Source organism: Carnobacterium viridans, from assembly GCF_900102725.1.
Taxonomy (GTDB): Bacteria; Bacillota; Bacilli; order Lactobacillales; family Carnobacteriaceae; genus Carnobacterium_B; species Carnobacterium_B viridans.
In genome coordinates this window covers 1,358,960-1,381,171 of the sequence record NZ_FNJW01000008.1, presented here as the reverse complement: position 1 = coordinate 1,381,171, position 22,212 = coordinate 1,358,960, and the positions used below count along the sequence as shown (strand labels likewise).

Annotated in this window: 20 protein-coding genes and 1 pseudogene; 10 read left to right on the top strand and 11 right to left on the bottom strand. The window is 37.4% G+C overall.

Translation table 11 applies throughout. The features are described from left to right. The first annotated feature begins 1 nt into the window (after nt 1). The 3 genes from BLT48_RS08065 to BLT48_RS08055 are packed head-to-tail and all read left to right on the top strand — an operon-like array spanning nt 2 to nt 3,342. A complete protein-coding gene (locus BLT48_RS08065; RefSeq protein ID WP_218123367.1) occupies nt 2-1,705 on the top strand; it encodes an ABC transporter ATP-binding protein in 1,704 nt (567 codons plus the stop codon). Continuing rightward, complete coding sequence (locus tag BLT48_RS08060; RefSeq protein ID WP_218123366.1) at nt 1,702-2,538, top strand: energy-coupling factor transporter transmembrane component T family protein; 837 nt, start codon at nt 1,702-1,704, stop codon at nt 2,536-2,538. The genes BLT48_RS08065 and BLT48_RS08060 overlap by 4 nt, the downstream gene beginning before the upstream one ends. Before the next feature lie 15 nt (nt 2,539-2,553). After that, nucleotides 2,554-3,342 (top strand): PHP domain-containing protein, encoded by a 789-nt coding sequence (locus tag BLT48_RS08055; protein ID WP_176944100.1) that lies wholly within the window; start codon nt 2,554-2,556, stop codon nt 3,340-3,342. Between the two features lie 330 nt (nt 3,343-3,672). Here BLT48_RS08055 and BLT48_RS08050 read toward each other — a convergent pair whose 3' ends face one another. After that, nucleotides 3,673-4,011, bottom strand: coding sequence for a winged helix-turn-helix transcriptional regulator (locus BLT48_RS08050; RefSeq protein WP_035020669.1), 339 nt, complete (start codon nt 4,009-4,011; stop codon nt 3,673-3,675). 123 nt (nt 4,012-4,134) lie between these two features. Here BLT48_RS08050 and BLT48_RS08045 point away from each other — a divergent pair, with 123 nt between their 5' ends. Together BLT48_RS08045 and gfa are read left to right on the top strand one after the other, a co-directional pair. Next, a complete protein-coding gene (locus BLT48_RS08045; protein ID WP_089977084.1) occupies nt 4,135-5,244 on the top strand; it encodes an S-(hydroxymethyl)glutathione dehydrogenase/class III alcohol dehydrogenase in 1,110 nt (369 codons plus the stop codon). 239 nt (nt 5,245-5,483) lie between these two features. Further along, the gene (gfa, locus tag BLT48_RS08040) at nt 5,484-6,065 is read left to right on the top strand and encodes an S-(hydroxymethyl)glutathione synthase (protein ID WP_023179460.1); all 582 of its coding nucleotides are present in this window, start codon (nt 5,484-5,486) and stop codon (nt 6,063-6,065) included. Between the two features lie 335 nt (nt 6,066-6,400). Here gfa and BLT48_RS08035 read toward each other — a convergent pair whose 3' ends face one another. Beyond that, nucleotides 6,401-6,976, bottom strand: a complete 576-nt coding sequence (locus tag BLT48_RS08035) for an NADPH-dependent F420 reductase (RefSeq protein WP_023179458.1) — start codon at nt 6,974-6,976, stop codon at nt 6,401-6,403. 466 nt (nt 6,977-7,442) lie between these two features. Here BLT48_RS08035 and BLT48_RS08030 point away from each other — a divergent pair, with 466 nt between their 5' ends. Next, the gene (locus BLT48_RS08030; RefSeq protein WP_043945489.1) at nt 7,443-7,652 is read left to right on the top strand and encodes a hypothetical protein; all 210 of its coding nucleotides are present in this window, start codon (nt 7,443-7,445) and stop codon (nt 7,650-7,652) included. A 188-nt stretch (nt 7,653-7,840) separates the two neighbouring features. Here BLT48_RS08030 and BLT48_RS08025 read toward each other — a convergent pair whose 3' ends face one another. Then, entirely contained in the window at nt 7,841-8,467 is a 627-nt protein-coding gene (locus BLT48_RS08025) for a DapH/DapD/GlmU-related protein (RefSeq protein ID WP_089977080.1), read from the bottom strand. Between the two features lie 124 nt (nt 8,468-8,591). On the opposite strand from BLT48_RS08025, the gene BLT48_RS08020 reads away from it, so the two are divergent. Further along, nucleotides 8,592-9,743 carry an NAD(P)-dependent oxidoreductase gene (locus BLT48_RS08020; protein ID WP_035020661.1) on the top strand — a complete coding sequence of 384 codons (1,152 nt, stop codon included), beginning with the start codon at nt 8,592-8,594 and terminating at the stop codon, nt 9,741-9,743. An 84-nt stretch (nt 9,744-9,827) separates the two neighbouring features. On the opposite strand, the gene BLT48_RS08015 is transcribed toward BLT48_RS08020, so the two are convergent. Next, nucleotides 9,828-10,397, bottom strand: a complete 570-nt coding sequence (locus BLT48_RS08015; protein WP_089977077.1) for a YdeI/OmpD-associated family protein — start codon at nt 10,395-10,397, stop codon at nt 9,828-9,830. 62 nt (nt 10,398-10,459) lie between these two features. After that, nucleotides 10,460-11,335: pseudogene (locus tag BLT48_RS08010) on the bottom strand (LysR family transcriptional regulator). A gap of 124 nt (nt 11,336-11,459) precedes the next feature. On the opposite strand from BLT48_RS08010, the gene BLT48_RS08005 reads away from it, so the two are divergent. From BLT48_RS08005 to BLT48_RS07995, 3 genes are read left to right on the top strand one after another with little or no spacing between them, the layout of a single operon-like run. Then, on the top strand, nt 11,460-12,023 hold the full coding sequence (locus BLT48_RS08005; protein WP_089977073.1) for a DapH/DapD/GlmU-related protein: 564 nt from the start codon (nt 11,460-11,462) through the stop codon (nt 12,021-12,023). 41 nt (nt 12,024-12,064) lie between these two features. Next, nucleotides 12,065-12,937, top strand: a complete 873-nt coding sequence (locus tag BLT48_RS08000) for an aldo/keto reductase (RefSeq protein ID WP_089977069.1) — start codon at nt 12,065-12,067, stop codon at nt 12,935-12,937. Between the two features lie 55 nt (nt 12,938-12,992). Continuing rightward, nucleotides 12,993-13,646: an SDR family oxidoreductase gene (locus BLT48_RS07995; RefSeq protein WP_089977066.1), complete on the top strand. Its 654-nt coding sequence runs from the start codon at nt 12,993-12,995 to the stop codon at nt 13,644-13,646. A 109-nt stretch (nt 13,647-13,755) separates the two neighbouring features. Here the strand turns inward: BLT48_RS07995 and BLT48_RS07990 are convergent, their stop codons facing one another. The 6 genes from BLT48_RS07990 to BLT48_RS07965 are packed head-to-tail and all read right to left on the bottom strand — an operon-like array spanning nt 13,756 to nt 22,172. Beyond that, nucleotides 13,756-14,841 (bottom strand): hypothetical protein, encoded by a 1,086-nt coding sequence (locus BLT48_RS07990; RefSeq protein ID WP_089977064.1) that lies wholly within the window; start codon nt 14,839-14,841, stop codon nt 13,756-13,758. After that, entirely contained in the window at nt 14,828-17,329 is a 2,502-nt protein-coding gene (locus tag BLT48_RS07985; protein WP_089977060.1) for a phosphoenolpyruvate synthase, read from the bottom strand. The genes BLT48_RS07990 and BLT48_RS07985 overlap by 14 nt, the downstream gene beginning before the upstream one ends. Further along, a complete protein-coding gene (locus tag BLT48_RS07980) occupies nt 17,326-18,231 on the bottom strand; it encodes a UbiA prenyltransferase family protein (RefSeq protein WP_023179441.1) in 906 nt (301 codons plus the stop codon). Before BLT48_RS07980 ends, BLT48_RS07985 begins: the two co-directional genes overlap by 4 nt. After that, nucleotides 18,225-19,091: a phosphatidylserine decarboxylase gene (locus BLT48_RS07975; protein ID WP_089977057.1), complete on the bottom strand. Its 867-nt coding sequence runs from the start codon at nt 19,089-19,091 to the stop codon at nt 18,225-18,227. The genes BLT48_RS07980 and BLT48_RS07975 overlap by 7 nt, the downstream gene beginning before the upstream one ends. 1 nt (nt 19,092) lies before the next feature. Then, entirely contained in the window at nt 19,093-19,701 is a 609-nt protein-coding gene (locus BLT48_RS07970; RefSeq protein ID WP_089977055.1) for a CDP-alcohol phosphatidyltransferase family protein, read from the bottom strand. Nucleotides 19,702-19,703: 2 nt separating this feature from the next. Beyond that, nucleotides 19,704-22,172, bottom strand: coding sequence for a PEP/pyruvate-binding domain-containing protein (locus BLT48_RS07965; RefSeq protein WP_267462157.1), 2,469 nt, complete (start codon nt 22,170-22,172; stop codon nt 19,704-19,706). Nucleotides 22,173-22,212 lie beyond the last annotated feature (40 nt).

The following is a 22,212-nucleotide window of genomic DNA, read 5'->3' as shown; positions in this document are numbered from 1 at the left end:
TTTGATTGAAATCAAAAATCTCTACTTTAATTATCCAAGTCAGGAAAATTATCAACTAGAAAATATCAATTTAACGATTGAAGATGGAGAATTCGTAGCTATCGTTGGAAACAATGGAACGGGTAAATCAACTCTATGCAAGTTGTTGAACGGTGTCATCCCACATTTTATCGATGGTGATGTGAGCGGATCCCTTAAAATAAATGGCGTCGAAACTGTGGATTCAACCGTTTCAGACTTGGCACATACGATTGGCTATGTCTATCAGGATTTTGAAAACCAGCTAATTCGTCCAAAAGTGTTGGATGATGCTGCCTTTTCATGTTTGAACAATGGTTTGGAAGATTATATTGAACGTGGGATGGAAGCCTTAGAGTTAACGGGGCTAGAAGAACAATCAGATGAATATATCTGGCAGCTCTCTGGTGGTCAAAAGCATTTATTGGCATTAGCGGGAATGACAGCTTTAAGACCAGATATCCTGGTTCTGGATGAACCCATAGCGCAACTGGATCCCTTTCATGCACTCAAAACGTATGATGTATTGAAGCGATTCAATAAAGAGTTAGGTAAGACAATCGTCGTAATCGAACACCATACAGACTTTATTGGTAAGTATTGTGATTCGGTTATCTTCATGAAAGATAATCGGATTCAGTGGAAATTACCTGTAAAAGAAGCACTTGTTAAGGTAGAAGAATTGATGAAGGGTTCGATCTTTCCACCACAAATTACACAAGCAGCGCATCAATTAGCGCAGCATTCTGAAAGGAATGCAAGTCTCTTACCAATCAATCACGATCAAGGAAAAGAGTATTTCAAAGAATATGCACTCCAGACTGTTGAAAAAAGGATACCTATTATTCATTCAAAACAAACGGATGCGATGATTTATTTAAAAGACGTTTCGCTCAGTTACGATATGATCAAAGGAGATAAAAAACTTATCTTTGATTCTTTGAATCTTACAATCAACAAAGGCGAGAGAGTAGCATTGATTGGGAACAACGGTGCAGGTAAATCTACGTTGCTTAAATTACTGACAGGACTGATCAAACCAGATAGCGGAGAAATCGAGTTAGATGGCAAGGATATTATTCGGTTAAAACCAGAACAGATCTCAGATACGATCAGTTATGTTTATCAAAATCCTGAAAATATGTTTATCGATGACAGCATCAAACGCGATATTGCATTTTCAATGAAAGCAAGAAATATAAAAGGATACAAAGAACGAACGGAGGCTCTGTTAGAACAGTTTGATTTAGTAGAGCTAGCAGAAAGAGATGGACGGTTACTCAGTGGCGGACAGATGCGCAGAGCTTCTTTAGCAATCGGTGTAGCGTTGAATCCGCAAATCATGCTGTTGGATGAACCAACAGCCAATCTGGATATTGCAACCAGAAAAAGCATTACAAAGACACTTGATGATTTAAAAGACAGCTTGGAAACAACTATTATTGCCACACATGATATGCAATTAGTAGCAGAGTGGGCGAATCGGATTGTCGTTCTTCATGAAGGAAAAGTCATTGGGAACGGTACAAGAGAAGAAATTTTTCATGACGAAACATTACTTCAGTTAGCTGGAATCGATCCACCAGAAATCTTTAAATTGGCAAAAGCGATGAATCCAGATGCTTCTATCTACACAGTTGATCAATTCGTGGATCAGTTACAGAAGAAAGAAGGGGTCTTATCATGATGAAAGTGAATGAAAATTTCTTAGATAAATTTACGATCACGACCTTGAAAAATCAAGTGTTGAAAAATGCTTACGGGAATGATGAAACTTTTGTTGCCGCACTAGATCCTCGTACATTATTCATGTGGTATGTGCTCTTCGGGATCGTTCCCTGGTTCATTACAAATTATTGGGTATTAGCGGGTTTATTTATTTTCGTAGCTATCACGACTAAGTTAGCACGAACAGTACCGCTTATTTTATTCGTCTTTTGTATCGGTCTTTTGTCAGAAACAGGTTTCCTGTTTTTATTCATTTTATTATTCGGCGGTGATTGGACTGCATTGATTCCAGTGCTCCAGCTGACTTTGAAAATCGGAGTCGTCTCATTAGCTTCAATTACGACCTTTGCAGGGATGGATCCTGATAAATTATCTAATGGACTTCTATCGATTGGTTTGCCTGATCAGTTTGCATTCAGTATTTCTTATGGTTACCGAATCTTACCGATCATTATGGAAGAATTCCAGAGTGTTAATCTTTCTTATCGATTGAGAGGTGTACAACCTGATTCAACAGGCTTTATGGGTAAAATCCGTTTCATTATGTATCAATTAAAAATCGTCATGCGTTCATTCTATCCCTTGATGTTGAATATGGCTAAACGAAGCCGAACAACAGTAGAAGCACTAGAAATAAAAGGCTACCGTAATTCAATGACAGATCCAAGAGTGAAAAAAATGAAATTGAAGACATTAAACTTCACTTCAAAAGATCTTGTATTTTTAGCAAGTTCAGTTTTGTATTTTGCTTTAGTCGTTACGGCAGCGCTTATCGCACCTAAATTAGTTTAAACGGAGGAACTTATTTTGAAAATAGATTTTCACACACATGGTAAATTAGCTAAAAACTTACCATTCTCAGAAGAATATACTGTACAGTTATTTAAAGAGGCAAAAAGAAGAGGCTTGGATGCACTCTGTCTGACGGAGCATTTCAACACTCAAGAATTCGAAAAAATTTATGGCTACATTACAGAGAACTACCCAAAAGATGGAGACACTTATCTAGTAGAAGGTGTACGTGTATTCCCTGGATTAGAAGTAGATATTCAAGAAGGTGGCCATAATTTAGTTATCGGGCGATTCGAAGATATTTTAGAGATCCGTCGTCGCGTTTTACCAGAACCAAATGAAGCATTTCTACCAGCAAAAGCCTTATTTTCCATCATCAAAGAATACAATGTGCTTTTTGGGGCTGCACATGTTTACCGAAGCGGATGCAACAATTTAGCATTATCTGATGAACTGATTGACTGTTATGACTTCTTTGATTTGAATGGGAAAGATACAGGATTAATGGGAATGAGTAACGAAAAGAACATTGAAGCTATAGCTGCTAAATACAATAAGCCGGTTTTAGCGGGAAGTGATACACATCAGTATCTCCAATATGGTGTGTTGTACAATGATTTTGAAAAAGAAGTTGACACTATTGATGGATTGAAATACGAAATTGAAAAAAGAGCTTATACTGTCGAGATTGATAAAGGCATTAGTCAGAAAGTTGAAGCAGCAACGCTACTGAAAAAAGCGTTAAAAGAATTGCAAAAGGTAGGCGGACGTTACGATATCAACCTTGCTAAAGTGAAACTTTAAGTCAAGAAACAAAAAGAAGATGTTCTCGATTCATTATCGAGAGTATCTTCTTTTTTAGTGATAAACGAGTTTAAATAATAGTCTGTTAAAAAGATTCATTCACTTTATACCAGAGATGTTACACTCCTTAAATTCCTTCTATATAGTTCAGGTAATCCTGATGCAAATGTCAATCTTCTTTCATACTAGTTTAGATGAAGAAATTCCTTGTCATGGTGCCGTCGAAGCTACCTTAACCTAATCCTAGTTCACTTTGTTATTTGGTCAACTAAAATACCATTTATACGCTTTGTATTGACTGCTTATGAACGGAATGCGATGACAGCAACTTCATTTTGAATCTAGAAACTGATGGAAGGTTTCTCCCCAATCACAAATCGCTGTTACAATAGGCTCTAAGCTTAAGCCTATATCAGTTAATTTATAATCAACCTTTGGGGGTACGACCGGATAAACAGTTCTTTCGATAATTTTGTCTTCTTCTAGTTCTCTTAATTGACGAATCAGCATTCTTTGATTGACGTCTGGTAATATTTTTTTTAATTCACTAAGACGCAGTGGAGTTTCTTGCAACAGGGCCCAGACGATAGCAACTTTCCAACGTCCACCAATTACAGACAGCGCTAAATCTTTATCCGTATAAAATTCTTTTCCTTTATGAATAATCATCTTAATCATATCCTCCCATATGTAAAAAGAATTATTTGTTAAATTTAGTAGTGACAAAAATGTCAGTATTAACATTTATAATAGTATACACTACAATTGGTTTATAAGAAAGAGGGTATAATGATGAAAAGTAGAGCAGCAGTAGCATTTGGTCCAAATGAACCACTTAAAATTGTTGAGATCGATGTAGAAGAACCAAAGGAAAATGAAGTAAGAGTTAAAATATTGTATACATCTGTTTGTCATACGGATGCTTTTACTTTGTCTGGAGATGATCCAGAAGGAGTTTTTCCAGCAGTTTTAGGCCATGAAGGTGGAGGTGTAGTTGAATCTGTAGGTAAAAATGTAACAACTGTAAAACCAGGAGATCACGTTATACCACTTTATACAGCAGAATGTGGAAAATGTGAATTTTGTCTTTCTGGCAAAACAAATTTATGTAGTGCAGTTCGTGAGACGCAAGGTAAAGGGTTAATGCCTGATGGAACGACTCGTTTTTCATATAAAGGAGAGCCTATTTATCATTATATGGGAACCAGTACTTTTAGTGAGTACACAGTAGTAAATGATATCAACTTAGTGAAAGTTGACGAAAATGCTCCTTTGGACAAAATTGCTTTACTTGGTTGTGGAGTTACTACAGGTCTGGGAGCAGTTAAAAACACTGCAAAAGTTGAAGAAGGCGCTGTAGCAGCTGTATTCGGTCTTGGTGCAATTGGTTTAGCCGCTATTCAAGGATTAAAGAAAGCAAACGCCAAACGCATCATTGCAATTGATATTAATCCTAGCAAATGGGAATTAGCTAAAAAAATGGGCGCAACTGATTTTGTTAATTCAAAAGAATATGATCGCCCAATCCAAGAAGTTATTGTAGAAATGACAAATGGTGGTGTAGATTATAGCTTTGAATGTATTGGTAACGTTGATGTAATGAGATCTGCACTTGAATCTTGCCATAAAGGATGGGGTGAAAGTATTATCCTTGGTGTAGCAGGTGCTGGAAAAGAAATTCAAACACGTCCATTCCAATTAGTTACCGGACGCGTATGGCGCGGATCAGCATTTGGTGGAGTAAAAGGAAGAACTGAATTACCAGGAATGGTTTTGGATTTCATGAATGGTGAAATTGATTTAGATTCATTTATTACTCACAACTTAGAATTTAAAGATATCAATGAAGCATTCGACTTATTACACAAAGGTGAATCAATCCGCACTATCCTGTCTTATTAAGAATTGTTTTTTTCGCAAATAATTTTTTAGAAAAACAATCAGCGATGCAAATCCATTCTAAAAAAAGGAATTGGAGACGATTAAGCTAACTGCAGTCGTGAAATAAAAGAATCATCTTTTGATTGTTTGGATATCAAGTGGACATGTTTAGAACTATTAGATGATTTCATCATTTATAAAAGAACAGTTAGAGTTTCATATCGCTGAATCAAAAACAATAAATCCAAGGAGTGAAGTATATGACTAACATTAAATTACACCCAAGATTAGATAACGGAATCCAAGATTACCCTGAAGTAGAAGGATTCGGTGGGGGCACATTAACGTGTCTTTGTGAATCGAATAAAGTAGAGGTCAAAGTAAGCTCGCAAACGCTACACAACCACGCATGTGGCTGTTCTCAGTGTTGGAAACCAGAAGACGCTAGGTTTTCTTTAGTAGCTGTAGTTTCTCGTGAAACAGTTGAAGTCATTAACAATGAAGATAAGTTAGAAGTAGTTGATGAAACAGCGGCAATCCAAAGACATTATTGTAGAGATTGTGGTGCACATATGTATGGTCGTATAGAAAATAAAAATCATGCATTTTACGGATTAGACTTTATTCATACAGAATTATCAGAAGAAAAAGGATGGTCTGCACCAAAATTCGCAGCCTTTGTTTCATCTGTAATCGAAACAGGTACACCAGCTTCTAAAATGGCGGATGTTCGTAAAGAATTAAATAATCTGGGACTACCGACTTACGATACCTTGTCTCCTGAGTTAATGGATTTAATTGCTACTAAAGCTGCGGAACTAAAGGGTACGTTACAAGTATAAGGATTCTCTTTTTAAAAAAAAATCAAATAATAAGTTAACACTATTTTTGTTGATACTTCAATTATTGTAAAGAATTGTTAGCATTTAAATAGTTCTCTTTAACAGCTAATTGACAATTAGGAGTCTGGTTTACTACCGGATTTATACTTGTCAGTTAGCTGTTTTTAAACTATAAAATATACTCAATAATACAAACAATCTAAGTCAGGATAACCTTCAAATAAGACCTTGAGCACTCTTTAATAGAGTTTTCAAGATCTTATTTAATACTAACTATTTAATTTTTACTAGTATATTTAAGGAACGTAAATGGAGCACAGTTCAATTATTTATAATTAATTGAAAAGTCCAAATCCACCATTCCAGCTAATTTTTTCAGAACCAGCTAGAGTCAATTGTAGGAATCCTAAAGCTTCCAATTCGCGTGCTCTCTTCAAAGAACCAGCATCAAGAGTCGCTAAACCACTGCCATCTAAAGCATCGAAAACTTGATTCTTAGCATCTGTGTCGTCACCTGCAACTAAAACAGTTGTTGGATGTGAATCACCAATAGTTTTGCTTGTCAAAGTTCCAGCAAATGTTGTGTTGAAAGCTTTCAATACTTTAGAGTTTGGAAGTGCTTTTTGAACTTCAGCTGCTGCTGAACTGTCAGAAGGAACAACCAAAGAATCAAATGTAGCAAAATCAAGCGGGTTTGTAATATCAATAACAACTTTTCCAGCTAATTTTTCTGAATTTTCTTCCACAATAGAAGAAAGTGCTGAATAAGGAACAGCCAATACTACGATATCGCCTAATTGATCTGATGATTCACCGCTACCGATGTAAGACACAACGTTTCCTGCTGTTTCGAAGTTACCGCCAATTGCTGAACCCATATTTCCTTTACCAAAAATTGTAATGTTTGCCATGTTTATTTTCCCCCTATAATGTCTTTTTTGAAGTACAAGTTGAGTATAACACTTATATTTAGTAAGTAAACAAAAAAGATTCAAATTCGCAAATTTCTTACTAATCATTATTATTCTGCTGCAAATTCTGTTACAGGACGCTTTTCGTATTTTATCAATTAAACATATTATGAAAGAAAGTTTAGAGAAGTTGATACAATTATATATATAGATTTTCTCTGATCTAACTATAACAAGATTTTTCCGCAACGAGACTTAAATATTTAGCAACTTCTGAGGTTTCAGTCAGATTGATGATTACCTGACAGAATCTTTCTGCAGTTGGATGTGCTTCGAGCTAACTTAAAGAGATACCTTCTATCTATTTAATTGTATCTATTCGTGTTATAATGAATAGCTTAAGGTTTACTTAGAACGGATGCAAAGAAAGCCTCCGCCTATCAATAAACTATGGAGGTGTAAGAAAATGAATAAACAATGGACAATCGATTCAATCAAGGAATTTGTTGAAAAAAATTCGGATAGCAAATTGCTAACGACAGAATATCACGGTTTTTCTCAAAAACTACAATTTGAATGTGCATGCGGCAATACATTCGAGAAATCCTTTACAAAATTTAAAAATAAAAATCAACGCAAGTGCGAAGTTTGCCAACCATTAAAAGAAGCATTTTAACAAATAGCAATAAAAAAAACTCCTTGTCGAATACTATGTATAAAATAGGAGGAGTCAAAAATTTCAGTAAATTTAAAAAGCGTGAGCAGCTGGCTCACGCTTTTTTTTATAAAAATAGGTTTGAGTGATCTTCTTCATCTTAAATAAGACATTAACTTATTTTGTATCAACTAATTAAAAGGGTATCTTTATTCTTTTGACCATTTTTCAACAAACAGTTCAATAGGCAATTTTAACTCTTCATAGCGTTCTTCTAATTCTTGACGGGTCCAATTCCACCATGCAATTTGAGCAAGTTTTTCTTTGATAGCTTCTGGAAAACGATCTTTTATGTGTTTTGCCGGTACTCCCCCAACAATAGTATAGGGTGGTATATCTTTAGTCACGACAGCGCCGCTTCCAATGACCACTCCATCTCCCACAGTAACACCAGACTGAATGATCACGCCATGGCCGATCCAGACATCATTACCAATAGTTGTATAGTTCTCCCGTCTTTTTCCCAAGAAATCTGTATCATTTTCAGGGAAACCATAGCCGCTACCATTGTAGGCAAATATATGTTGAGAAGGACGTTCATAAGGATGATTTGTGGGACCAATTCGAACCATATCGGCAATACTGTTAAAACGGCCTAATTTTGAATTTTGGATGAAGCAATAATCTCCAATATACGTATAGCTGCCGAATTCTGAGTGATCAACCGCATTTTGTTTGCCAATTTCGTTATATTCACCAAAGAGGGTGTCTTTGATTTGACTGTCTTTTCCAATGACAGGACGATCTGGGTATAGTTTTGTTGGTTCAATATGCATAGCCTCAAACCTCTCCATCTTTTCTTTTAGTGTATCGAATGATAAAATAAAAAGCAACAATTCAAAATATGATTCATTGCATGACTACGAGAACGAGACAGTAGAAGAAACGGGGCAGAGCTATATGTATAAGTTACGACTGATTGATTCAATTCCTGATGGACTTATCGCTAGATTGCAGCAACCAAACTTTGAAATTAGCCAAGAGAAAGAGACTGAAGGAATCTTAGTTCGAAGTTCCAACGTTCCTGATGAAGCGATCACAGAAGAACTATTGGTTATTTCTCGATCAGGTGTCGGTGTCAATACAATCAATCTAGAAGCTGCTACTGAAAATGGAACAGCTGTTTTGAACACGCCAGGGGTCAATGCAAATGCAGTTAAAGAATTGGTTTTGGCTTGCCTCTTTTTAACGGTACGTCCTGTTGCGACAGCAGCGGAAATGGTTCGCACACTTAAAGGTCCGGATATACTTGGACAAGCAGAATCCAAACGCTCAGACTATGTTGGGCAAGAACTTCAAGGAAAAACAATTGGCTTACTAGGAATGGGGGCTATCGGCACCCAAATTGCTAGAAGCTGTTATGATTTAGGAATGGAAGTATTGGGCTACGCTAGACGGGATCATGATATTGATTATGTAAACCAAGTGGAGTTAGATGAATTGCTTCGCTTTTCAGATTTTGTTGTCGTTGTTCTGCCGTTGACTAATGAAACCAAAGATCTACTAACGGGAGAAAAATTGAGTCAAATGAAAAAAGGAGCCTATTTGCTTAATTTTGGACGTGACCCGATTGTGAACAGTACAGGACTATTGAAGGTCCTACAGGATGAAACCATAGCCGGTTACATTACTGATTTTCCTCAAGAAGAATACCTTGGACACCCGAATATTTTAATGCTTCCCCATATTGGTGGAACTACTCAGGAAGCTCTAAAGGGTGGAGACCGACTCGCTGTAAGAGCATTGCGTAATTTTTTATTATTTGGAACGGTTAGAGAATCTGTCAACTTTCCAGCTACTCGTCTTGTGTTTCAGTCCCCATACCGTCTTACCATTTTTTATCAAAAAACTAGAAAAGCATGGTCCAAAATCATGAACTATTTGGACCAAGAAAACCTTAAAATTGGAAACATGACCAGTAATGGAAAAGATGGATACGACTATATGCTGATTGATTTAGAAGAAAGTTTTGACCGAATAGAACCTGTTGCAAAAAAAATTCAGGATATTCCTTCTGTTAAACGAGTACGTATATTATCCAAACCAAGTTAACACTGTTTATCTGTTCGTTAAACATAAAAATGGCAATTATCTAAAAAACGCAGATAATTTTATTGTCTGCGTTTTTTTATTTTATCAATAATTGAGCAGCCGACCATTGTCATGCCACTGACCATAAAGTTTATTTGCTCTGGTACTTTCAATAAATTTATCCAATCGTCTATTAAAAAGTTCTGGATCATTTTTATAAGCTTGTATGTTATCAATTCTGATTCTTCTGTAGAGTTCAGGGAAGCTAATAAAATTCTGATAAACTTGGTCATCTTCTTTTAAACGAGTTTCAATCACTTGATCGATGATAAATGATTCAGGACGCATATCCGGAAGAACTTTCAAGCCTGCTTCTGTCATTAAACCCAGTTTTTCTAATCTTCTTACACGCTCTTTATTTAATTCTGTCCAGTTGCTTTTTTTCCTTCTTGGAGAAATTCGTTGAGCAGATTCCTTCTCGGAGATTTTTTTCTTGATGCCATCGATCCAACCAAAACATAAAGCTTCTTCAACGATGTCTAGATACTGAACAACTTCTGAGGTTTCAGTCTTATTGATAACTACCCAACAAAAGCTTTCTGTAGATGAGTGTACCGCAAGCCAATTTCTTAAGTCTTGTCTGTTCGTAATAGTAAGCGCATTTTCGATTTCCATTTTTGAATAGATCCTTTCTAATTAGGAATGGGTAATAGAATGACGATAGTATTGAAAGGCTGCTACAAATGGATAGAAGTTTGAACCGTTTTTATGAATACAGCTGCTGCTTTTGAAAGAATAGCATTCTTTTTCCATATTATATTTAAGCTAGCCTCCAAATTGGGTTTTAGTGGAACAAATGTTAAATCTGTTCCTTGAGTGTTTATGATCCCATCAATACATAGTGCGCAACCTATACCTTCTTTTATCATGATCGAGGCATTATACAAAAGGTTATAGGTGCCGATGATTTGTTGACTGTCGAGATTTTTCCCTAGCCATTCACCGATTTGATCATCAACTAAAGATTGGCTTGAAACAAAGAGCGAAAGAGACTTTAGATCTTCAGGTAAGATAGCTTCTTTTTTTGCATAAGGATGGTCTTTGTAGAATAAAATACCTCATTGATCGGTTCTAGGCAGTCTTAAGTAATCGTATTTTTTCTTTTCTACTGGATCGATGACGATCCCAAAATCCAAGATCCCTTTGTCCAATTTCTCAGAAACATCGTCTGCATTTCCACTATATAAATGGATTTTTACATCAGGATATTCTTCAGTTAAGACACGTACACTTTCAGCTATAAATTGCATGGCTTTGGTTTCGCCACCGCCAATAACGATTTTCCCGCTGATCGTTTCTTTACTCGATAAGTTTGTCATTGTGGTGTCGACTAATGAAAGGATCTCTTTACCACGGTTCACCAAATAGTGTCCATCTTCAGTTAAGGTGATTTCGCGGTTTCCGCGAGTAAATAATCGAACGCCTAATTCTTCTTCCAGTTCTTTTAGTTGCTTAGATAAGGTCGGTTGAGACAAATGTAAGGATTCTGCTGCTTTACTAATTGTTTTTTCTTGAGCCACCGTCAAAAAATAATTTAATACACGAAAATCCAATATGTATCCCTCCTATGTATAGTTAAAAAGCATAGCTGCGTATGCTATATAAGTATTAGTCAGATTCAGTTTATCTTAGTATGATGGGTTTAACAAGAAATAACGATATAGGTGGTGAAGAGCTATGAAAGACTTATTAAGCCGAATTATTAGGAAAGAAATAGTGAAAGGATCCTCTTATTTTGAAGAAATACATGAGCAGAAGGCAGGAAACGAAAGATTAGTCATGGAATTGAATACCGGTTACCATACTCCTTCAGAGGTACGCACTTCTCTTGAACAAATCACTGGTGAAACGATTGATTCTTCGGTTACTGTATCGTTGCCTTTTTACACAGATTTTGGAAAACACATTTCATTTGGGAAAAATATTTTTATCAATCAAAACGTCACGTTTGTCGATTTAGGCGGTATTTATCTCGAAGATGAGGTCTTGATTGGACCTGGCGCGCGTTTGCTCACAGTGAACCATTTAGTGGATCCAGTAAAAAGAAGAGGAATCATCGTGGATTCGATTCAAATTAAAAAGAATGCTTGGATCGGAGCAAATGCAACTGTTCTGCCTGGCGTAACAATTGGTAAAAATGTTATTGTTGCAGCAGATGCTACAGTCACTAAAGATGTACCAGACAATGTGATTGTTGCGGGTACACCTGCGAAAATCACTAAAGAAATCGTCTTTCATTAATCTGTTGAAAAATAAAAAGAGATAGAAAGAAGGAACTGAAAATGGTAGTAAACGAAACGTATACATTAGCAAATGGAGTTGAAATTCCTAAATTAGGTTTAGGAACTTGGATGATAGATAATGCAGCAGTTGTTCAAGTTGTAAAAGATGCCCTTGATTCAGGTTACCGTCATATTGACACAGCTGAAGCTTACCTTAATGAAGAAGGTGTAGGCCGTGGACTTAAAGAGTCAGGTGTTAACCGTGAAGCTATTTTTGTCACCACGAAACTCGAAGGCGATATCAAAAATTATGAGGAAGCGGTCAAAGCAATTGAGAAATCACTTGAACTTTTAAATGTGGATTATATCGACTTAATGATTATTCATAGTCCGCAGCCTTGGGCAAATTTCCGTGATGGCAACCATTACTTCGAAGGGAATTTGGAAGCATGGCGCGCCTTAGAAGAAGCATATGAAGCAGGCAAATTACGCGCAATCGGTGTGTCTAATTTTGAGCAAGTAGACTTGGAAAACTTGATCAATAACGGAAAAGTCAAACCAATGGTAAACCAAGTTCTTGCACACATTACGAATGTTCCAACCGATGTCATTAAGTATTGTCAAAGCCAAGACATCATTGTCGAAGCTTACTCACCAATTGCTCACGGAGCTATTCTTGATCATCCAGTCGTTAAAGAGATGGCTGAAAAGTATAAGGCTTCACCTGCTCAATTAAGTATTCGCTATGTCTTACAATTAGACACAGTTGCTTTACCTAAAACGACTAATAAGGATCATATGAAATCGAATGCCGATATCGACTTTACAATCTCTGAAGTGGATATGAATACGTTAAATGAGTTGCCGCTTATCGAAACTTATGGTGACGATCAAGTCATGCCTGTGTTTAGTTCACAATACAACAAAAAGTAAGTGATATGCGTTATACTAAATGTAAGCTGAATTATTTATTGAGAGGAGTTTTTAAATGAAAGTACTAGTTGTAGGTGGCAATGGGAAAGTAGCTCGTCATTTTGCAGATTTTACTAAAGAGGATTCTGCTATTGAAGAAATCGCAATGATCCGTAAGGCTGAACAAGTTAGTTTCTTCGAAGAACGAGGAATTGAAACGGTTCTCTTAGATCTTGTTAAAAATTCAGTAGATGAATTGGCAGACGCTATGAAAAATGTCGATGCAGTTATCTTCAGTGCTGGAGCTGGTGGAAGTGGTTTGGACAAAACCATTTTGATTGACTTAGATGGAGCCATTAAAGCAATGACGGCTGCAGAACAAGCTGGCGTTAAACGTTTTGTTATGGTTAGTACCTTCCGTACAGGGCGTGAAGCCATGTCTCAAGAACAGGATTTACAAATTTACACCATCGCTAAAAATTATGCGGATGAATGGTTAAAAAATCGTACAGATCTAGATTGGACGATTGTGCATCCTGGTATACTAGTTGATGAACCTGGTACCAATCAAATAAAAGTCGGTATGGGCCAAGATATTACTGAGATTCCACGTCAAGATGTAGCTCAAACGTTGATTTCGGTACTTCATAATGACAACACAATCAAACAAGAATTTGAAGTTCTATCTGGTAATACAGCTGTTGAAGAAGCTGTCCGTAATTTAAAATAATTAAGCCAAAGACCCCAAAAGCTTAGCTTTTGGGGTCTTTTTATGCAGTAAAGCACATCATATGATTGGTGAGATCGTTTGATTTTTCTAAATTTCGCCCCAGCTTTGTTTACTCCAATTCCAGCATCCATAAGCTGTAAGCATGAGAATCTTCCTGCATCTCTGTCACATATCGGTTTGTTACCGTATTTTCATGGATCAATGCAGCAACTACTTCTGCTTTGCGTTGTTTTACCTGTTTGAAAACCGGATAGGACATCGCCAATCCCAAACCCAGATGCTTAGAGTCTACACCTAAATACAGAATGACATAACGTTTAGCACGCCATTTTTTATAAATAATTTTCGCTAGATTTAGCAGATTCATTTTTTGATAAATCAAATTGCCATAATCCGGCAAAGTAATCAAAAAGCCAACAAGCTGCTGATCTTTGTAGGCCAACTTCACCATAGAAAAATCGATCACTTGTTTTAAATCGGCAAAAATTTGACTAAACTGTTCAGCTGTAACCTCTTGATACAATGGAAAGTCTTTGTAGAGTACTCTTAAAAGTTCAAAGACTTCAAGCGAAACGGTTGGCCAATCTTCTGGTTTAGGAGAAACAAAACGATAACCTTTTTCCACAAATAATTGATAACGTTTGGCTAGTTTTTTTGATTCATATTGAGGTGGAATCGAACGATAAAAATTTGACGTGTAGTGTTCGACCTCTTTAAAACCGGCCGCTTGCCATAACTTCGGATAATACGATGGATTGTGCGGTTCACTCGTAAATGGCGCTCGTTCAAATCCTTTAACTTTCATTCGATAGCCTAGCCAGAAACTTCCTTGAACAGGACCAATGATGCGCTGCACATTTTTGTCTCGTACTTTTTCACTCAGTGTTTGGATAAACTGAATCATGACGGTTACATCATCTACTGCTTCAAAATACCCTAAGTAATAGTCTTCCAAGTGATGTGGTTTTATCAGAGCCCCGCGAATTACCATTTGACCCTCTTGGTAACCATTGAATGCTTGGAAAGTATAGGTTGGACTCAACGGATGCTGTCCACTGATCTGTGCTTGTTCCTCTGAGACGGATTGCATCAATTCCTCTTTTTTATAAACCCGTTGTGGGAATTGCAGGAAATCGGCTTCTGATTTTTCACCTGAAACCACTGGAATGATTTTTAAAGAACTATGAGTAATCATTTTCATCCTCCAAACGTTTGATCAGACCAGTCTGGCCATTTATTTCGATCCATTCTCCAGTCGTTAGTTGTTGTGTGGCTTGTTGGACATTGACGACAGAAGGAATACCTAATTCGCGAGAGATGATTGCTGTATGAGATAATAACGAGCCTTTTTCCGCAATGATTCCTTTTGCTTGGGTCAGTAAATACACCCATCCCGGATCCGTCATTTTTGTGACGATAATTCTATTATAGGATTGCTGAACATTAACGGCTTGAATATCTTCGACAACTAAAACTTGCCCTCGAACCACGCCTTTTGAACAACCGATTCCTTGGAAGTCCTGTTGGCTGGTCGAGACGATCTGCTGCTGATTGATCGTTTGTGGATATTTTTCGAAAATACTTCCAGCATAGATCAGCCGGCTGAATGCAGGTAATTTCTGATCTACAGACCGTTTATGTTTCCGTTTTTGTATCTCTGTTTGCATATTTGAAAGATCTCTATGGCTAGCCAAATCGAATAATTCAGCCATCGTTAAATAAAATACATCTTCTGATTGCTCAAGACGATTTTCTTTTACCAACTGCTCGCCCATAGTGATAAAGATGAGTCGCATCATTCCATAAATGCGCGTACGATTCAAGCGAGAACTTTCTCTGTATTTGATCCCTGTCATAGCGCGTTTTTTCAGCCCATTCACCAATGGACTTCGTGATTTGTTTGTTATCGTTGCTTTAGAGTCAGTACGTATAGCTGTTTGCGGCAATTCCAATTGCTGTTGGATCAGTTGAATTAATGAAAAAGGATGACTACGAAAGGTTGCCGTCTCTAATTTTAATTCTTCTGGAGCTCGATCTCCAAATTGTTGAATGAACTGTCGGATATCTTGTGTGATTGGATGCAAATCTGTCTCAATAAAATCAGCTGCAAGTTCCGAAGAAATGCTTTCAATTATTTTTCGATAGTCGCTATGTTGTTCTTCCTGAATGGCATAAATGATTTTATTCAGTTCAAACACTGGTTTCATACTTTCAATTTGTTCTATCCCGGCTATTGCCTCTTGAACTTCTTCAGGCGGACAGACTTTTTTTAACAGCCCAGTATAAACAAACGCATAGAGATCATTGATCAAAGTGACATCCCATTGTTCCAATACTTGTCGTTTGATCTGCTCAAATAATTGATGAAGTTCTTCAAATGAAGCCTCTCGCGTATACGTTTGATTGAAATGTTCAGAAATCGCTTCAAAATCCGAATCGAGTTGTTTCATTGAACGAGGCGCTTGGATGAAACTCTTAATGATGCGTCCCATGATTTTCAGTCGAGTTGAGCGACTGATTTTTACTGTAATTGCAGAGATATCGGTGGCTTGAACACCTAACATATCTTGCCAAATAGGGATGATCTGCTTAGAAAAGGGCAGAAGATGAAGTAATTTGTACCAATTATTGATTTGATAGTATACACGGCTGTTTACTTGAGCAATCATATTTTGAAAAGTAGGCTCAAATGATTGAAGTGTCTGTGTATCATTTTTCAGCATACGCTTGGCCAAACCTCTAAAAATACTCCCATAAGCTTCTTGAATGAAACTGAATGTCAAAGGAGTCGTTGTTCCGGGATAACTTTCCACGATATTGCTATTATCTAAAATGGTGACCGGTTCTGCAGGCAATTTTGTAATAGGACGTGCCTGTAAAACGTACAGTTGGTCATTCAAAAAAGTAAATTCAATATCCATTCGCGGACCAAAGATGTCCGTTACTTTCTCCGCCATATCTTCTAACTCGACTTGTTGTTTTTCTGTTAAGATTGGAGAAGTACCAGAAGTTTCAAAGTAAGACAATTGATCATCCGAATGGATCGTAACCATCGTTGTATCTACTTTATCTTCAACGATCCCGCTACCAACGCCAACGCCGACAACAATTAACTGTTCGTTCAATAACCCTTGAGGATTCGCGGTAAAATAGACCCCAGATAAATCTCCTGAAATCATGTCTTGAAGAATGACGTATAATTTAACTGCTTCTAACGAGATGCCATTTTCAAAGTAGTAACTCAATGCAGAGGGCTGGTACAACGACAAAAGAGTTTCCTCTACAGCCTCAACTAAGTCATCTACTTCAACAAACAAACGCGTAGAAAATTGTCCAGCAAATGAGGCAGAGGCATCATCTTCAACGTTTGCTGAAGATCGCACAGAGTAGGTATGCTTGCCAGATGCGTGTCTGCTAAAATCATGGATAGCTGTAAAATCTTCTTGCAAAAATTTCGCCTTAAGTTCCTGTTGTAATCGTTGACTTAATGCATTCAATGTATCGTTTCCTGTATGGTATGCTTCTTGCTGTTCCTGCAAGAAAGTAAGTACATCTGTTTGATCAAAAAGATCAAATGAAAAAACGGAAAAAGGAGGAACAACGAGACCCTGCTCTTTCATGAGATGCAAATTAGCTGCTTTTGAACCTACTGATCGACGGTGAAAGTTAGTGAGTTGTTTCATCGGACAAACCCCTGTAACAATAGATGTGCGGCAACCGAAAGAACCATCGTTGTTTCCGTAATGTAGGTATAACGTTCTACTCGATTTTTGATACTGAAACGTGTCGGATCATGAATGAATTGTTGAAATTGAATCGTCATCCAGATGACATTTGCCAATAGAACAACGACGCCGATTTTTGAAATATTCCATAATAAAATAAAATTCGTTAAAATATCAATAATCGTCAGCACTTGAACGAAACGTGTGGCTTTTTGATAAGTGAAGAGTTGGGAATATGTCACATATTCTGTCTCGTCTTTGGGTGCTCTTATTTTACGGCTGATTTCCCATATCAAGCTTGGGAAATACATCGTAAATGCCAGCAAAACAGTAGGTAGGGATAGCAATGGCAATTGATATTTGTAACAAACGAATGTGATGATATAGATATTCATGACCATCATCACAGGATTATGGGTAACAAGTGCTAAAGGTAATGATTTTTGAATTTTAGCTTTGCTGAAAAACCACAGCGACATCAAGGTTCCATAGATGAATAAAAAGAGAAACCAGCCTATATTATTCATAAAGATGACATTGAGCACAACAGTGATCGTGACCATGACAGCTAAAGCAATAGCTAAATCACGTTTCTTAACTCTACCAGAAGGCAGTGCTCGATCAGGAAATAGTCGTTGATCGTGTTCGTAGTCTTTAAAATCATCTGCGATCCTAAGCGCCATCAAAAATGTGAATATTGTCCAAACTCCGGTCCATTCTTGTATTCCTATTGAAAAATCTGACTTTCCTACGTTGAGGAGTAAGATAAAGTAGATTTCAAAAAAGTAGATGATTGCTAATAGGAATCGCGGAATCAGTGGGTACATTTCTTTATAGTAAGTTAATAATCTCTTTAGCATGTTTTCAGACCAATTCCTTCCCCTATGTTGACTTGAGTTTCTATATTTAGATTAGAATAATAATCAATATCTTGATCAACGGTTACTGTTCCCTTTGGATAAGCCACCAGTATAGTGGACCCACCTAGGCTAAACCAGCCTTTTTCTTTACCTCGCTGATAACTATCGAATGGTTGATTATAAATCTTTCCAACCAAAAGCGCTCCAACTTCCATCTGCATGATCATCCCTAAATTCTTTGTTTCAAGTAGACAATATTCTCTTTTATTTTCTTTGAATAATTGAAAGTGTTGTTGGGCGATTTCTCTGACTGTATGTAATTTTCCGTGGATTTTGCGACGATGAATAACCGAGCCTGTTTCACTAGCCAGATAACGATGGTAATCATCGACTGCTAATCGGTAAATAAATAGTGTGCCACCCTCGTAATAATCAGCTGAAGAACGGTCTTGAAGGATATCTTCTAAACGATAGTTCTGTCCTTTGACGGTAAAGGTCTGATCACTATGAATGGGAACAGTTAATAGTTTCGCTTGCGCAACAGCGCAAACGCGATTAGACGGACTTACGTGAATGTTAGCCGCTTTTAATTTTCGGATAAAGAATGCTGCAAAAGATCTATAGTTTGCAGACTCGTAATCGTTTATGTTGATACCGTACTCTTTGGTGAACTGAGCAACTTTATTTTTAGAAAATCGGGTATGGTCAATAGCTGTCCACATGATTGAAAACAATGGGGAAGTGACTACGAAAAGCAAAATGTTTCCCCACTTTGTTAAATACAATCGTTTTAACCATGCTGCTTGATATTCCTTAGGTTCAGTAATCGATTTCGTTTCACGTTGATAGACTTTTGGCATACTACAATCTCCATAATCCGAACAACGTTACAAGCGCTAATCCTAGGAAAAAGAGGTACATTACACGATTGGGTTTAGGAATCTTAATGTCCCAGATGAATAGAAAAGCCATTATAGGAGCAAGCAGTAGAAGAACAGATTGAAAACTGCCACTTATTAACCATTCACTTACCAAATAACCGACCGGAAAAACAAGTGCACCATAGGTAACCGGAACTCCCCGGAAATAAGTAGCTCTTTCTGCTAAATTTTCTTTCGTTTCACGATTGAAATAAGCCAGTCTTGTAACTGCAGCGATGACATAAATAATAGCTAAAAAAATGTTCATTAAAGGAAACCGGCCTTGTGCGATCAATAAAACTGCGGGCAATGCCGCAAAACTGATCATATCGCAAAGGGTATCGATCTCCACACCAAATTGTTCTTGCGCTTTTGTTCTTTCAAAAGAACGCGCAACCATGCCATCAAATAAATCACAAAGTCCGCTCACAATAAAGCAGCTCATCGCCCAGATCATTTCACCTTGAATGATAAAATGCATCGCTACTAACGACAGGGCTGTCCCAAAATAGGTTAAATAGACAAACTTTCCATATTCTCCAATAAACATTTTTAGCATCCACCTTTTTGAATTGTAATATCACCCGTTGTTCCATTCATTGTAACGGTCATACCTGTTTTTAAGTTTTCAGTAGCGTGTGCTGTACAGACGATCGTTGGAATCCCGAATTCTCTGGCAACAATTGAGGCATGGCATAAAACACCGCCAGTTTCTGTAATCAGACCCTCAATGGAACCAAAAGCGTGACTCCAACCTGTATCTGTAAAACGAGTCACCAAGATTTCGCCAGCTTGCAACTGATGGATGTCTTTAGGGTCTAGAAGGATTCTTACTTTTCCAGAAACAATTCCATCGTTAGCACCGATTCCAGATAAACTGGATGGAGTATCTACCAAAAGATTTTCCATCTCTGGGGAAATACTTGTCTCCATTAAATCTCCTGGAGGAACAAAGTGGCGATAAGCCTGACAGTACATACGATTGTCTTGTACGGATTTTTGAAGACTTTCTTGAGAAAGTTGGTTAGTAATAAAAGAGTGTATCGTTTCTTTTTCAAGATAGAAGAGGTCTTCTGTTTGATCAATATACCCTAGTTGGGAATACCTTTCACCTAATTTCAAAGTGATTTGACGAATCAAATGATAAAAACGAGTCGATACATCTTTAAACTCCTCACGCCACCACAATAATTCGCGTAGCATTTTGATATCCTTGATTACTTTGGTACGTTGCCATTTAGTGACATAGGGTTCAATCAGTTTCCCCAGTTGCTCATCTGTCAGCGTTTGCGAGAAGGAACGTTTAGCAGTCGTGAGTTTCTCTGGATGATCCACGTAGTCTTTTAACAGATCAACAACGAGCTGTTGGTCTTCGCTATAACTTGGCACCAATAAATTCAATTCACGATTTGAATGATAGCCAAATGTTGCTTGAAAAACTTTAATCCGCTGCGCATCTAGACGATGGGGCTGTTTGGTTAGCAGCGTATTGATGTCTACTGGACTGTTTATCAGCCATTCCTGCTTAAATTTTTCGTTTGTAACGATGATTTCAACGATTTCATACAAATCACGTAGCGGTTGGACATGTGAGACTTCTCCTAGTTTTGAGATGAGCTGGAAAAAGGTCTCTAATGGCAATTTTTTCAATAATGCCGTTTTTTTCATGGAAAGCTGTACCGTGTTGACATAGACTTGCCAAAAATAAGTCTGTTCACTTTGCAAATAAGCATCATTGATGACGGACTCCCATAACATTTCAATGTCTTGCTGATCTGTTATGGAAGACAGCGATTGGATTTTTTTATCGATTGATTGATAAGTCTCTAATAGTTGTTTGTGTTGCTGTGCTGCCGTTTGACGCTGCTGCTGAGTCGTTTTAGTGATGCGAGTCGCCACAGTTAGTAAATGGCTGATTGTCTTAACTGTCAGCTTGCTTTTGTAGCCGTCTCCTTGATAATTTTTATAAACGCCAAGCTCATCGTCAAATTCGCGTTCAATGTAGCCAGGTATTCGTGACATGGCTTCTTTGACAACACCAATATTCCAATAAGGTCTTGCAAAATGATTGATGGAAAGCTGCTTGATGTTTGTTGAATCGTATAACTTATTTTGAATCAGAAATTTTTCTAACGTTGTTTGCCATGATTCGCGGTATAAACTCCACATCAATCCTGGACAAGGCTGCGCAGCGACACCGCCATCACGAAAATTCGTAGTGGTCCAATTGCCTTCATTGATTTTTCGACGGATGGTTGTAATCGGACGAGCTTGCAAGAAAAATAAGGAATCTTTGCTGAAGCAAAACTCTACATCGACAGGATAGCCATAAAAGGTTGCAATCAAAAGCAATTGTTCTTGAAGTTGCTTCAACTGGTCTGAAGATAAAATTTGGGAGACATTTATTGGTCCAATCGTTGAAAACCAGTCGATCGTCAATTGTTCAGGGGTAACCAACCCGCTAACAAGCTGTTCTCCTGCGCCTTCTACTACTTCAAGCGTTAACTGGCGATCATTATTTGTCAAAGGATTGAGTGTAAACGCAATACCACTGGAAACTGCTGAAATTTGTTCTTGAATAATGACAGACATTCTTAGATTTTGAATATCCAATTGTTGTGTCTGCCAATAATTTAAACTAGCGGGCTTAAAAAGAGAGGCGATACACTGTTTTAATGCAGCAATAATGTCATCAATTGTTGTACAATTTGCAATCGTGTCATACTGTCCAGCAAAAGAAGTAGACGCGTGGTCTTCCATTAGACCGCTGCTACGTACGATATACGTTTTATTAGGAAGCATAAGATCATTTATTTCCCTATATAATTTCATTGGAAAACTCAGCTGGTCCAGACGTTGAACAATCGTTTCATAAGTTGGTAGGCTAGGTTGATCCGTTGCTTCTAATCTTACTAGTTCTGGGATTGCTTCCATCCATAGTGAAGTGAGCTTATCTTCTGAAATGAAATAGCCTTTAGGTACCTGAAGGCCTAATTGAGACAAATCGATTAACGCGTTTATTTTACCGCCATACCGCGGATTTTTTTCTGCAGTTTCTATT

Coding starts and splice junctions, on each gene's coding strand:
- BLT48_RS08060 (WP_218123366.1), top strand. CDS start 1,702: ATGATGAAAGTGAATGAAAATTTCTTAGATAAATTTACGATCACGACC.
- BLT48_RS08050 (WP_035020669.1), bottom strand. CDS start 4,011: ATGATTATTCATAAAGGAAAAGAATTTTATACGGATAAAGATTTAGCG.
- BLT48_RS08045 (WP_089977084.1), top strand. CDS start 4,135: ATGAAAAGTAGAGCAGCAGTAGCATTTGGTCCAAATGAACCACTTAAA.
- gfa (WP_023179460.1), top strand. CDS start 5,484: ATGACTAACATTAAATTACACCCAAGATTAGATAACGGAATCCAAGAT.
- BLT48_RS08035 (WP_023179458.1), bottom strand. CDS start 6,976: ATGGCAAACATTACAATTTTTGGTAAAGGAAATATGGGTTCAGCAATT.
- BLT48_RS08030 (WP_043945489.1), top strand. CDS start 7,443: ATGAATAAACAATGGACAATCGATTCAATCAAGGAATTTGTTGAAAAA.
- BLT48_RS08025 (WP_089977080.1), bottom strand. CDS start 8,467: ATGCATATTGAACCAACAAAACTATACCCAGATCGTCCTGTCATTGGA.
- BLT48_RS08020 (WP_035020661.1), top strand. CDS start 8,592: ATGTATAAGTTACGACTGATTGATTCAATTCCTGATGGACTTATCGCT.
- BLT48_RS08015 (WP_089977077.1), bottom strand. CDS start 10,397: ATGGAAATCGAAAATGCGCTTACTATTACGAACAGACAAGACTTAAGA.
- BLT48_RS08005 (WP_089977073.1), top strand. CDS start 11,460: ATGAAAGACTTATTAAGCCGAATTATTAGGAAAGAAATAGTGAAAGGA.
- BLT48_RS08000 (WP_089977069.1), top strand. CDS start 12,065: ATGGTAGTAAACGAAACGTATACATTAGCAAATGGAGTTGAAATTCCT.
- BLT48_RS07995 (WP_089977066.1), top strand. CDS start 12,993: ATGAAAGTACTAGTTGTAGGTGGCAATGGGAAAGTAGCTCGTCATTTT.
- BLT48_RS07990 (WP_089977064.1), bottom strand. CDS start 14,841: ATGATTACTCATAGTTCTTTAAAAATCATTCCAGTGGTTTCAGGTGAA.
- BLT48_RS07985 (WP_089977060.1), bottom strand. CDS start 17,329: ATGAAACAACTCACTAACTTTCACCGTCGATCAGTAGGTTCAAAAGCA.
- BLT48_RS07980 (WP_023179441.1), bottom strand. CDS start 18,231: ATGCTAAAGAGATTATTAACTTACTATAAAGAAATGTACCCACTGATT.
- BLT48_RS07975 (WP_089977057.1), bottom strand. CDS start 19,091: ATGCCAAAAGTCTATCAACGTGAAACGAAATCGATTACTGAACCTAAG.
- BLT48_RS07970 (WP_089977055.1), bottom strand. CDS start 19,701: ATGTTTATTGGAGAATATGGAAAGTTTGTCTATTTAACCTATTTTGGG.